The 11351-nt window shown below is 61.6% G+C and carries 12 protein-coding genes; 3 read left to right on the forward strand and 9 right to left on the reverse strand.

The features are described 5' to 3' along the window. Positions 1 to 34: 34 nt before the first annotated feature. From bioA to bioB, 6 genes are read right to left on the reverse strand one after another with little or no spacing between them, the layout of a single operon-like run. Positions 35 to 1303 carry an adenosylmethionine--8-amino-7-oxononanoate transaminase gene (gene bioA / locus FHJ80_RS16365; protein WP_139528396.1) on the reverse strand — a complete coding sequence of 423 codons (1269 nt, stop codon included), beginning with the start codon at positions 1301 to 1303 and terminating at the stop codon, positions 35 to 37. Beyond that, complete coding sequence (gene bioD / locus FHJ80_RS16370; RefSeq protein WP_139528397.1) at positions 1300 to 2022, reverse strand: dethiobiotin synthase; 723 nt, start codon at positions 2020 to 2022, stop codon at positions 1300 to 1302. The genes bioA and bioD overlap by 4 nt, the downstream gene beginning before the upstream one ends. Continuing rightward, positions 2019 to 2804, reverse strand: coding sequence for a methyltransferase domain-containing protein (locus tag FHJ80_RS16375; protein WP_139528398.1), 786 nt, complete (start codon positions 2802 to 2804; stop codon positions 2019 to 2021). Before FHJ80_RS16375 ends, bioD begins: the two co-directional genes overlap by 4 nt. Next, positions 2801 to 3514: an alpha/beta fold hydrolase gene (locus tag FHJ80_RS16380; RefSeq protein ID WP_139528399.1), complete on the reverse strand. Its 714-nt coding sequence runs from the start codon at positions 3512 to 3514 to the stop codon at positions 2801 to 2803. The genes FHJ80_RS16375 and FHJ80_RS16380 overlap by 4 nt, the downstream gene beginning before the upstream one ends. Beyond that, positions 3511 to 4656 carry an 8-amino-7-oxononanoate synthase gene (gene bioF / locus FHJ80_RS16385; protein ID WP_139528400.1) on the reverse strand — a complete coding sequence of 382 codons (1146 nt, stop codon included), beginning with the start codon at positions 4654 to 4656 and terminating at the stop codon, positions 3511 to 3513. Before bioF ends, FHJ80_RS16380 begins: the two co-directional genes overlap by 4 nt. Further along, entirely contained in the window at positions 4643 to 5731 is a 1089-nt protein-coding gene (bioB, locus tag FHJ80_RS16390; protein ID WP_139528401.1) for a biotin synthase BioB, read from the reverse strand. Before bioB ends, bioF begins: the two co-directional genes overlap by 14 nt. 169 nt (positions 5732 to 5900) lie before the next feature. Here bioB and FHJ80_RS16395 point away from each other — a divergent pair, with 169 nt between their 5' ends. From FHJ80_RS16395 to FHJ80_RS16405, 3 genes are all read left to right on the forward strand, one after another. After that, positions 5901 to 6206 (forward strand): nucleotidyltransferase domain-containing protein, encoded by a 306-nt coding sequence (locus FHJ80_RS16395; protein WP_139528402.1) that lies wholly within the window; start codon positions 5901 to 5903, stop codon positions 6204 to 6206. Continuing rightward, the gene (locus tag FHJ80_RS16400) at positions 6203 to 6682 is read left to right on the forward strand and encodes a hypothetical protein (protein ID WP_176558261.1); all 480 of its coding nucleotides are present in this window, start codon (positions 6203 to 6205) and stop codon (positions 6680 to 6682) included. The genes FHJ80_RS16395 and FHJ80_RS16400 overlap by 4 nt, the downstream gene beginning before the upstream one ends. Positions 6683 to 6759: 77 nt before the next feature. Further along, complete coding sequence (locus FHJ80_RS16405) at positions 6760 to 7536, forward strand: tRNA-uridine aminocarboxypropyltransferase (protein WP_139528403.1); 777 nt, start codon at positions 6760 to 6762, stop codon at positions 7534 to 7536. On the opposite strand, the gene FHJ80_RS16410 is transcribed toward FHJ80_RS16405, so the two are convergent. From FHJ80_RS16410 to FHJ80_RS16420, 3 genes are read right to left on the reverse strand one after another with little or no spacing between them, the layout of a single operon-like run. Next, positions 7533 to 8444, reverse strand: a complete 912-nt coding sequence (locus tag FHJ80_RS16410; RefSeq protein ID WP_139528404.1) for a DMT family transporter — start codon at positions 8442 to 8444, stop codon at positions 7533 to 7535. The two genes, FHJ80_RS16405 and FHJ80_RS16410, sit on opposite strands and share 4 nt — an antisense overlap. Then, positions 8441 to 9694 carry a TraB/GumN family protein gene (locus tag FHJ80_RS16415; RefSeq protein ID WP_139528405.1) on the reverse strand — a complete coding sequence of 418 codons (1254 nt, stop codon included), beginning with the start codon at positions 9692 to 9694 and terminating at the stop codon, positions 8441 to 8443. Before FHJ80_RS16415 ends, FHJ80_RS16410 begins: the two co-directional genes overlap by 4 nt. A gap of 36 nt (positions 9695 to 9730) precedes the next feature. Next, complete coding sequence (locus FHJ80_RS16420; RefSeq protein WP_139528406.1) at positions 9731 to 11179, reverse strand: TrkH family potassium uptake protein; 1449 nt, start codon at positions 11177 to 11179, stop codon at positions 9731 to 9733. Positions 11180 to 11351 lie beyond the last annotated feature (172 nt).

Raw genomic sequence — 11351 nt, forward strand, 5'->3', positions numbered from 1 at the left:
TCCTCACCTGACCTGTTCATGACGTTGGATGACGCTATTCTAAAAACCACGCTTTCATCACCCCAGTAATCTGGGTGAGCTCGGCATCTGTCGCGATATAGGCGGGCATGGTGTAGAGCCAGCGGCCAATGGGGCGCAGCCACACGCCCCGCGCTCGGGCGAATGCGCCAACGCCTTTCAGCGCTTCGCTGCTGTGGGCTTCGATCACCGCCGTTGCGCCCAACACGCGCACGTCCGCGACGGCCGGATGTGCGCGCAGCGCTACGTCTTCTAATAGCTCGCGCTGTAACGTTTGGCTGAGCGCGGCAATTTTCTCCAGGTAATGCTCCTCCTCGAACACCTTCAGGCTCTCCAGCGCCACGCGGCAGGCCAGGGGGTTGCCCATAAAGGTGGGGCCGTGCATGAACGCGTGGTGCTCGCTGTCGCCAATGAACGCCCCGTGAACCCGGTCGGTGGCCAGCGTGGCCGCATGGCCCAAGTAGCCGCCGGTCAGCCCTTTGGAGAGCACCATGATGTCTGGCGTAACGCCCGCGTGGTCGGCGGCAAACAGCTTGCCGGTGCGGCCAAAGCCGGTAGCGACTTCATCAAAAATCAGCAGCACGCCAAACTCATCGCACAGCGCCCGTGCGCCGCGCAGGTAGTCCGGCGAGGTCATGTTCAGCCCGCCCGCCGCTTGCAGCAGCGGCTCCATCAGGAGTGCAGCAATCTCATGGTGGTGGCGCGCTAGCACCTCCCGCAGCCCGGCGAGGTCCCGCTCTACCTGCTCTGGCGTCGCGTCGAAGGGGGCCGTGGGGGCCGGGGCGAAGTGGTTCTGGGGCAGCAGGCTGGCGAACAGACCATGCATGCCCTCTTCGGGATCGCACACCGCCATGCAGCCGGTGGTGTCACCGTGATACGCCTTCATCAGCGAGAGCATTTTGCGCTTGCCGGGGAGGCCCGAGAGCACTTGGTACTGCAGCGCCATCTTCATGGCGACTTCCATGCCCACCGAGCCGCTATCGGAGAAGAACACATGATTCAGCCCCGGCGGGGTAATGCGCACCAGCGCCCGCGCCAGCTGGTCGGCGGGGTCGTGGGTCAGGCCGCCCAGCATCACATGGCAAAGCTCCCCCGCCTGCTCGCGAATGGCGGCGACGAGGCGCGGATGGCCGTAGCCGTGAATCATGCACCACCAGGAGCAGGTGGCATCCAGCAGGCGCTCACCGCTGTCTACCGTAAAGTAGCTGCCGCTGCCGCCCACCACCTTGGGCGCAGGCGTTTGGGTCTTGAGGTGGGCATAGGGGTGCCAAACGGGAGAGTTCATAGCGTTGCTTCCTGGGTGGCAAAAGGGAGCAACGCATCAAGGAAGATAAAGCGCTGCGCGGTGGAGGCATCGGCGTGTGCCAAATGAGGAATGAGCCCTAGGCAGGGAGCAGGTAAGGCGCGCTTCAGCAGCGCCACATTGGCCGTGAAGCGTGCGCTATCGCTGGCAAAGGCAGGATCTACCACGCTGCCCACCCAGCCCGCCAGCGTCAAGCCATCGGCAGCGATGGCCTCGGCAGTGAGCCGAGCATGGTTGAGGCAGCCCAGTTTTAGCCCGACCACCAGGATCACCGGCAGCCCGAGCGCGCAAGGCAGGTCGGAAAAGTCGTCCGCATCATTCAGCGGCACCCGCCAGCCGCCTGCGCCTTCGATTAGCGTCAGATCCCGTGGCGTGCCGGTTAACGTGTCGCTGAGCGCCTGAGTAACGCTTGCCACGTTAAGCACCGCACCTGCTTCCAGGGCGGCGAGATGCGGTGCAATGGCGGGAGCAAAGGTCCAGGGGTTGATCGTTGGGTAATCCACTGGCGGGAAGCTTTGCGCCTGTAGCGCCAGGGCATCGCGGTTGCGCAGGCCGTTGGGCGTGGCCTCGCTACCTGAGGCAATGGGCTTCAACCCTAGCGTGGTGAGCTGGCGCTGGCGGGCAGCGCAAAGCAGCGCGCTGGTGGCCAGGGTCTTGCCCGCATCGGTGTCGGTACCAGTAACGAAATAGGTGTTGTTCATCTCGCGCTTTCCAGTCGTAGCGTCAGGCAGTGGTAGCTCACTGGCAGCCCCTGTGGCGTGCGCAGCGATTCATAGCGAGCCTGGGCATTAATGAGCGCTTGGCGGGTCAGTCGAGCGTTGGGTCTGGCTACTTGGGCGCCTACGCCTTTGATGGAGGCCATGACGGCGTTCATATCGGAATAGAAAAACCGTCGCTGCGCACGGGTATGCTGGATGAGGCGCAGGCCGCTTTGCTGAATCGCCCGCTGTACGGTGCTGGCATCCGGTGTTTGCAGCAGCGCCTCGGGCCGCTGCCAAGCGGTGGCGACTTCGCTCAGCGTGCCGGGCAGCAGGGTGGTGATGCGCGCCTGCCCACCCGGGACGAGCACCCGGGCGAGCTCCTGCATCACTGCGCCGATATCCGGACACCACTGAATCGCCAGGTTTGAGAACACGAGATCCACGCTGGCATCGCTGAGCGGTAGCGCGGCGGCATCTCCCTGCTCCCAGCGTATGGCATCGCCATACTGCGCCTGCGCCTGGGCGAGCATACCGGGCGCTAGATCGAGCCCGGTGATGGCTGCATCGGGATAGTGTTCCGCTAGCCGCTGGGTCCAGTAGCCGGTGCCGCAGCCCAGGTCGAGCACGTGATGAGACCTCTCGGGCAGCGTTTGCCAAAGCGCCTCGCCGATATCGCGCTGGGCGCTGGCGAGGGTGTCATAGCGTGGTGCCGCTCGGGAAAAGGCCCGAGCCACACGCTCCTGCCAGTGGGTGAGTGGAAGCGGGGTGGCCGGTGAGTTCATCGCGGCTCCTGGAGGATGGCCTGCTCGGCCAGCCGTGCCGCCAGTGGGGCGGGCTGGGAGAGCATGGGGCAGTGTCCTGCGGCTTCCAGCCGTAGCGCTTGCTGGCGAGAGCGGCCGGGTAGCAGCGGGTCATGGGCGCCCGCCAATCGGCGGATAGGGCAGGGAGGGTGCGCGAGCAGTGCTCGGTTATCCAGCGTCTCGAGCCACATGAGCCCTTGCGCGAGCGTGTCGGTATCGGCGTGGGGAGTCTCGCCTAACCGTGCGCGTAGCTGGCGGTGGGCCTCGCGGGCGTTGGGCTCGCCTTGGGCCTGCCAGCGTAGAAAGTGCCGCCACGTGGCAACCGGATCACGATGGAAGGCGCGCTGAAAGCTGGCCAGCTCCTCGTACGTCACACCGCCATCCTCCCCGTCACTGCAAAAACGGCTGCCTGCACCCAGTAGCAGCAGGGCCTGGGGCGGCGGCAAGTGATCGAGCAGCGCTGTGGCCAGCAACCCTCCCAGCGACCAGCCTACCCAGACGGCATCGCTGGGTAGCTCGGGGGCCATCCGTTCGGCCAGGGCGGCGATGCTCATCGGCGTGGACAGCGCTGGAGACTCACCGTAGCCGGGCCACTCCACTGGGGTGGGTTCGATGGTAGGGTGCCAGTGCGCCGCCAGCGTCTGCCAAATGCGGTAATCAACGCCCCAGCCTGACAGCAGGATGAGCTTCATTGTTGCTTCTCCCGCAGGCAGGCAGCAGCAACCTCCAAGAGCCTGTCGATATCGCTTTGGGTGTGGCGAGCGCTCAGGGTGATGCGCAGCCGCGACTCGCCGTTGGGCACTGTGGGCGGTCGAATCGCCCCTACCTGGATATCGTGCTGGTCGAACGTGGACGCCCAAGCCAGGGTACGCTGTTCGCTCCCCAGTAGCAGCGGCTGGATGGGCGTTTGGGAGTGGCCGAGTGGCAGCCCTAAGACGGCCGCCTGCTGGCGAAAGTAGTGTATGTGGCGAGTGAGCCGCTGGCGGTGCTCGGGCTCCCGCTGCACGATGGTGAGTGCTTCTAACGTGGCGGCAGCAATCGCGGGCGGCTGGGCGGTGGTATACACGTAGCTGCGGGAAAACTGAATCAGGTGTTCGATCAACGCGGCGTCACCCGCCACAAATGCGCCTGCGGTGCCTAGTGCCTTGCCCAGGGTGCCGACCAAGATCGGCACGGCGTGGCTATCAAAACCTTCTACGCAGCCCGCGCCGTGTTCACCCAGTACACCGAGACCATGGGCGTCGTCGATCATCAGCCAGGCGTCGTGCTGCTGGCTGAGGTGGGCGAGCTGCTCGATGTTGGCGATATCGCCATCCATGCTGAACACGCCGTCGCTGACCACCAGCTTATGGGTGGCCGTGCTGCGCTCGAGCAGGCGCTGTAGATCGTGACCATCGCGGTGGTGATAGCGCCGGGAGCGTGCGCCGCTCAGCGCGGCCCCGTCGAGTAGCGAGGCGTGATTGAGACGGTCCTGAAATACCGCGGTGTTCGAATCCGCTAGCGCCTGCAGTACGCCCAGGTTCGCCATATAACCCGTGGAGAACAGCAGCGCCCGCTCGCGCCCGGTCCACTCGGCCAGCGCCTCTTCCAACGCATCGTGAATGCCCAGGTGCCCGCTGACCAAGTGCGACGCCCCGGCCCCGGCGCCAAAGTGTTTCGCGCCTTCCGCCTGAGCCGCCTGTACGCGTGGGTCTTGGGCAAGGCCCAGATAGTCGTTGCCTGAAAAGTCGAGTGCCCTATGGGCAGAGACCCGGCGGTTGCGCCAGCGCTGCTGGCGCTCGCGCTCGTGGCGGGCTGCCGCCAAGCGCTGGTGCCACACCTCAGGCACTGGCATCCACCGCCAGCGCCGCAGCGCGTTCGGCCTGGGCGTGTCGCTGCGCCTGTTGGGCCAGCCGCTCGGAATGCTGTGTGTCGTCTTCGCAGGTGTCGCGGCGCTCGGGGTGCAGGCCCAGCTTGGCAAACAGCGCGCGGTCGCGCTCTGCTTGAGGGTTGCTGGTGGTCAGCAGCTTATCGCCGTAGAAGATGGAGTTGGCACCGGCCAGGAAAGCGAGCGCTTGGGTGGATTCGCTCATCTGCTCGCGACCCGCAGAGAGCCGCACATGGCTTTGGGGCATCATGATACGGGCCACGGCGATGGCGCGGATGAACGCCAGCGGGTCTAAATCCTCGACGTTTTCCAGCGGTGTCCCCGGTACTTTGACCAGCATGTTGATAGGCACCGATTCAGGATGCGGCGAGAGCTTGGCCAACTGCTGCAGCAATGCGCTGCGATCCTGTGCGCCCTCACCCATGCCTAAAATGCCGCCGGAACACACTTTCATACCGGCGTCGCGCACGGTGGCCAGGGTCTCCAGGCGGTCGCTGTAGGTGCGGGTAGTGATGATTTCGCCGTAGAAGTCGGGGGAGGTATCGAGGTTGTGGTTGTAGTAGTCGAGCCCGGCAGCGGCCAGCCGCGTGGCCTGCTCGCCGTCGACCATGCCCAGCGTCATGCAGGTCTCGAGCCCTAGCGCCTTTACCTGGCGCACCATCTCTTCCACCGCCACTAAATCTTTATCCCGTGGGCTACGCCATGCGGCCCCCATGCAAAAGCGGCTGGCGCCTGCTTCTTTAGCTGCTTTGGCCTGGGCCACCACCTTCTCGATTTCCAGCAGCTTCTCTTTTTCTAACTGGGTGTTGTAGTGACCCGATTGGGGACAGTACTTGCAGTCCTCCGGGCAGGCCCCGGTTTTGATCGACAGTAGGGTAGACACCTGCACCGCGTTGGCGTCGAAATGCGCCCGATGCACCTGCTGGGCTTGAAACAGCAGGTCGTTAAAGGGCAGCGCAAACAGCGCGTTGATCTCGTCAAGCGTCCAGTCGTAGCGCGGCGCGGCATCCGCCGCGTGAGAAGAAGTCGAGGTGGCGGTCACGGGTAAACCTATATTCTTTTGAAAGTTGACAGGACTCTAGCGGGGCTGCGCTGAAGGTGTCAACTTTTTGAAGAGAGTTGGTTTACTATGAGTGGGGATAAGAAAGGCTAAAATATGCTAGCCTTTTGAAAGTAATAAATGGCTAGTGCGTAGGCTAAGGAGGTCAACGATGCGCTTAAATGATGTTCAGCGTCAGGCCATCGTCAGCGCCGTGAAGTCGTGTTTTGGGCCGCAAGCGAACGTAAAGCTTTTTGGCTCCCGCACGGATGATCAAGCCAAAGGTGGCGATATTGATCTTCTGATCACAACCGATATCCGCGATGTCAATGACATAGTACGGGCTGAAATGCGCTGCCAAGTAAAGCTTCAGCAGCTACTCGGCGAGCAAAAAATCGATATGCTGATTGATTATCCCAACCGCCAGAATTATCCGGCCATTTTTAGCATTGCTGAGCGGGCAGGACTTCCATTATGACACAGGATATTGCACTACTACGTTTGCAAGAAGCATGGCGTGAGTGCCAACGGCATATGCATTTTATTGACTATGCGCTCTCCTCTCTTACACCATGCTTACCGCTGTCGGGGAGTCAATTAGCGGCGCTGGACGATGCGCAGATTCAAAGCTTGGATCAATTCGTACTAAGATTTGGCAAATTACAAGATGCGATGGGGACTCGGCTGTTCCCCTCGGTGCTGCTTTACCTGCAAGAGCCCTACGAAGATCGCCCAATGCTGGATAAGCTCCATCGTTTAGAGAAATTGGGCTATTTGGAAGAAAGTGAGCAGTGGCAGTCCCTACGGATGCTTCGCAATCGCTTTGCCCATGAGTATCCAGACGACCCGGATAAAAATGCAGCGCTATTAATGCTAGCCATTGAATCTGTGCCTAGTTTGGTGGCTATGCTTGAGCGTATTGGTCAAAAGTTGTCGCTGACATTTGAAAGATAGCTGCCGGAATAGCATCTGGCTGTTCAACCCCACGCTGCTTTATACTCTGCGCCCTTTGATGACACACTGGAGCGCAGATGCCTGACGCGACCTCGCTGCCCCCCGAGCAGGATGCATTGACCGACCGCGACCCGGCCACCGGACATCCGCGCCCGCCTCGTCGTGAATTCAAAGCGCGGGGCAGCTTCGTGACGCGCTGTGAGGGCTGCAACTTACCTGAGCTGAACTGCCTCTGCCCGTATCAGGTCAAGGCGGAGAGCGACGCTCAGGTATGGCTGTTGACCCACTCCATCGAGCACTACAAGCCGACCAATACCGGGCGTTTGATTGGCGATGTGCTCACCAATACTCGCGTGTTTACTTGGTATCGCACCGCGCCGGACGACACGCTGGCGGCGCTGTTGGACGATCCACGCTACGCACCGTTCGTGATTTTCCCCGATGACCAGACGGATTACGCCGACCGCGTGGTGGATATCGGCGCGGTGCATGCTGCCAAGCAGCAGGCGCGCATACCGGTATTCATCATTTTGGATGGCACCTGGCGTCAGGCGCGGCGTATGTTCCGCAAAAGCCCTTACCTGGATGCACTACCGGTGCTGCCGCTGCGTACCGAGCGGGAGACCCGCTACCGGCTGCGCAAGCCCGCCTCGAAAGCGCATCTGTGCACTGCTGAAGTCGCTATTGAGTTACTGCGTCAGAGTGGCGATGAAGCAGCGGCTAGCGTGCTGGATGACTACTTTGACGTGTTCAACGATAGCTACGCCGAGAGCCGCTATTATCGCAAGATCGAAGAGCCTACGGCAGCCATGCAGCGGCTATTGGAGCGGCAGCGGGCAGAAGAGCACGGTTAGCGGGAAGGATTGCCACCGGGCAGCCAGCGCAGCAGCACTTTGCGGACCCAGTACCAGCGATTGATCAGTAGTGCCATAAAGATCAGGCTACAGCCCAGCAGTTGCAATGCGGTCATGGTTTCGCCAAACCACCAAGCGGCAAACAGCGCGGTCCAGACGGCTTCTAGCATCAGAATCACCGCCGCATGGCTAGGCGTGGTCATGCCTTGCGCTTTGATTTGCAGAAAGAAGCGCAGCGAGCTGGCCAGCAGCACGCTGGCCATGAACCAGCTGAGAATCGACGGGCTGAGCGCCAGCGGCTGGTGCTCCACCACCAGGGAAAGCCCCGTTAGCACCACGCCTACCGAGATCAGTTGCAGCGTGGTTAGCGGCAGCGCAGGCACATTGCGCACTACGCGGGTATTGACGTTGATCAAAAGCGCAAAACAGAGCGCGGCGCACACCATCAATAGCTGGCTGGCTTCCACTCGAAATCCCGCATTGAGCGATAGCAGCGCAAAACCGAGCAGCGCAATGGGCAGCGCGACCCACGTGCTGCGCGGTGGGCGGTCACCAAACAGCAGCCGTGCGACGATAGGGACCATCAGAATGCCCAAGCTGTTGATGAAGGCACTTTCGCCCAGGTGATCGGAGTAGTGAAGCCCGAGCACCCAAAACGCGATGGCGGCGCTGAACAAAACGCCTACCAGCAGCCCGCGGCGCACACGGCGTATCGGCATACGGCGCAGAGCAGGCCAAGAGAATCCCAGTAGGATCAGCCCGGCGAGCAAGAAGCGCGTGCCGATGAACAGCAGCGGCGGCATGCCCACCAGCGCCTCCTTGGAGAATATCCAGCCACCGGCCGCCACGACCGTGACCAGCAGAAGCAGTGCGTCGGCCTGCCAGGGGGCTTGCTTGATCGAACTCACGCAGCGCCGCTGCCGAATAGCGCACCGGCGATTCTAAACCCAGCGACCCAGGTGCCCACTGCCGACCCCAGCGTAGCGAGAATGAACACCAGTAGGGTGCGCGAGACGCGGTTCTTCCACCAGCCTTTCAGCTGCGTCACGTCGTGGCGCAGACTAGAGAAGTCGCGCACTTTGGGCTTGCGCATATAGAGCTCTACCCCAGCGGCCACGAAGCCGGCCCCAATCGTTGGGTTGAGCGATGTGAGCGGCGCGGCAAAGAAGGTGGCAATGACCGTCACCGGGTGGGCGAGAGCGGCAATGGTGGCCCCGCCGGATAGAATTCCGTTGATCAAAAACCACTCGATGACTAGCTGCCAGCCAAGCTCGGTATTGCGCGAAAAGCCCACCACGAAACCGGTAATGACCAGCGCGGTAATCAGCCAGGGAGTGGCTTTCCACAGTTTGGAGGGCGGCGGTGTAGCTTCGAGTGACGCCCTCTCGATGGTGGGGTTTTCCGGCAGCGGTGCTTCCAGGTGCTCGCTCGTCCCCTTCAAATGTCCGGCGCCCAGTACCACCAGCACGTTCTGGTAGCGTCCGGGAGGTGCGTCTTCCGCCAAACGCAGCGCCATATAGCGGTCGCGTTCACGAATCAGCGGCGTATAGAGTGCCTCCGACTCTGCGGCAAACTCGCTGAAGGTCGCTTCCAGCATGTCGCCCTCTTTGAGCTTTTCGATATCCTCTTTGGAAACGTCCTGACGCGAGAGCACGCTGCCAATTAGTCCGGAAAACAGCGAGAAGCGCTGCCACCAGGGCACGTTGCGGTAAATGCGTTTGAGGGTGATGCCTACATCCCGGTCGACCAGCAGTAGCGGTAGATCGCGCGAGCGGCACTCTTCCACGGCAGCGCGCATTTCGGCGCCAGGCTGAATCCCGGACTGCTCGGCAATACGCTGCTGGAACGCGCCGAGGGCGAGGCTGGCTGCGACCATCCCCGCTTTGCCCTGCTTGAATACCTGGAACAGGTCCTGCTCGCCCATGGCGTCGGGATTGTCCATGCTTTGGTGACGAGCGTCGCACAGCTCGATGGCCACGGCGTCGAACTGGCCGCTGTCGATCAATTGGCGAACGTCGTCCGCGCTCTCGGCCGACACGTGGGCCGTTCCCAGCAGGGTATAGTGCGTCGTGCCCACTTGAACGGTCGTCAGCGGGCCGCTAGTCGTGGGCAGCACGAGGCTCTCTTGAGCCAGCGGTGTTGCATCATCTTGGGTCATTAAAAAGTCTCAATGAATAAGTCACTCGCAGTGTGTTTAACGCCGCCAAAAGGCGGGGGTAAACAGCACCAATACCGTAAAAATTTCCAAGCGGCCCAGTAACATGGCCAGTACTAAGATCCATTTGGCAAGGCTTGGCAAGTCGCCATAGTGGCTACTGGCTTCACCGAGCGCAGGACCCAGGTTGTTCAGTGCAGAGCCAACGGTCGACCATGCCGTCACCTGATCGACGCCCGTCGCCATCACACCCACCAGCATCAAAAAGAACAGCATCACATAGGCAGAGAAAAATCCCCAGACGGCCTGCGCAATGCTATCAGGCACGCTCACTTTGCCGACCTTGACGGCAATCACCGCGTTGGGGTGGATCAGACGCATCACCTCGCGCATGCCCTGCTTCAAAATCAGGATGATACGGATGACCTTCATGCCCCCGGCGGTGGAGCCCGAGCAGCCGCCGACGAATGCCGCCACGAACAGCAAGAACGGCAGCGCCCCTGGCCAACCGGAAAAGTCCGCCACGGCAAAGCCCGCGGTCGTGGCCACCGAGACCACCTCGAAAAGCGCGTGCCGAAGACCAGTGATGCTCTCGTAGGTATCGGTGAGCCATAGGGTCACCACGGTGATGGTGGTGAGCCCGGCTAAAAACAGCATCAGAAAGCGCGCTTCGGGATCTTGGAAATAGTGCAGCAAGCGCTTTTCCCGCCAGGCAATGAAGTGCAGGCTAAAGCTGAAGGCGGAAATCAGCATGAAGGCCACGCAGATGAGTTCGATGGCGGCGCTATCGAAATAGCCAATGCTGGCATCGTAAGTAGAAAAGCCGCCAATGGCGACAGTGGAAAAGCTGTGCCCCAGGGCATCGAACCAGTTCATGCCCGCCAGCATGTAGGCAACCGTGCAGGCGAAGGTCAGCGTCGCGTAGATGTACCAAAGCGCTTTGGCGGTTTCGGTGATGCGTGGCGTGAGCTTGGAGTCCTTGAGCGGGCCGGGGATCTCGGTGCGATAGAGCGCCATACCGCCGACGCCCAGGGTGGGCAAAATGGCCACGGCCAGTACGACGATCCCCATGCCGCCCAGCCACTGGAGCTGCTGGCGGTAGTAAAGAATCGACTCGGGCAAGAAATCGATGCCGGTGATCACCGTGGCCCCGGTGGTGGTCAGGCCGGAGAACGACTCGAACACCGCGTCGGTCATGCTCAGCGCGTCTTCGCCAAACAGCATCAGCGGCAGCGAGCCGAACAGCGCCAGCACGGTCCAGAACATGGCGGCGATGATGAACCCGTCGCGGATGCGCAGCTCTTTATGGGCACGGCGGTTGGGCAGATAGAGCAGCAGCCCCGTCATGACGGTAATTCCAATACCGCTCATGAAGGCATGCCAAACGCCGTCACGAAACCAGAGCGACATGAGCATGGGAGGGAGCATCGTTAGGCTGAAGAGCATCAGCAGCAGGCCCAAAATTCGTAAAATGACCCGCAAACTCATCGTGCTGTTCGCCCCGGTTGTGGCTGTGTCATCACGCTGGCACGCTCCTTAGAAAAACGTTAGGCCGACTTGGAACAGACGCTCCACGTCGCGAATACGCCGCTTGTCGATCACGAACAGAATCACGTGGTCGCCGCTCTCCACCTTCACATCGCCGTGGGCAATCAGCACC

The organism is Halomonas sp. BL6 (assembly GCF_006228115.1).
Classification (GTDB): domain Bacteria; phylum Pseudomonadota; class Gammaproteobacteria; order Pseudomonadales; family Halomonadaceae; genus Vreelandella; species Vreelandella piezotolerans.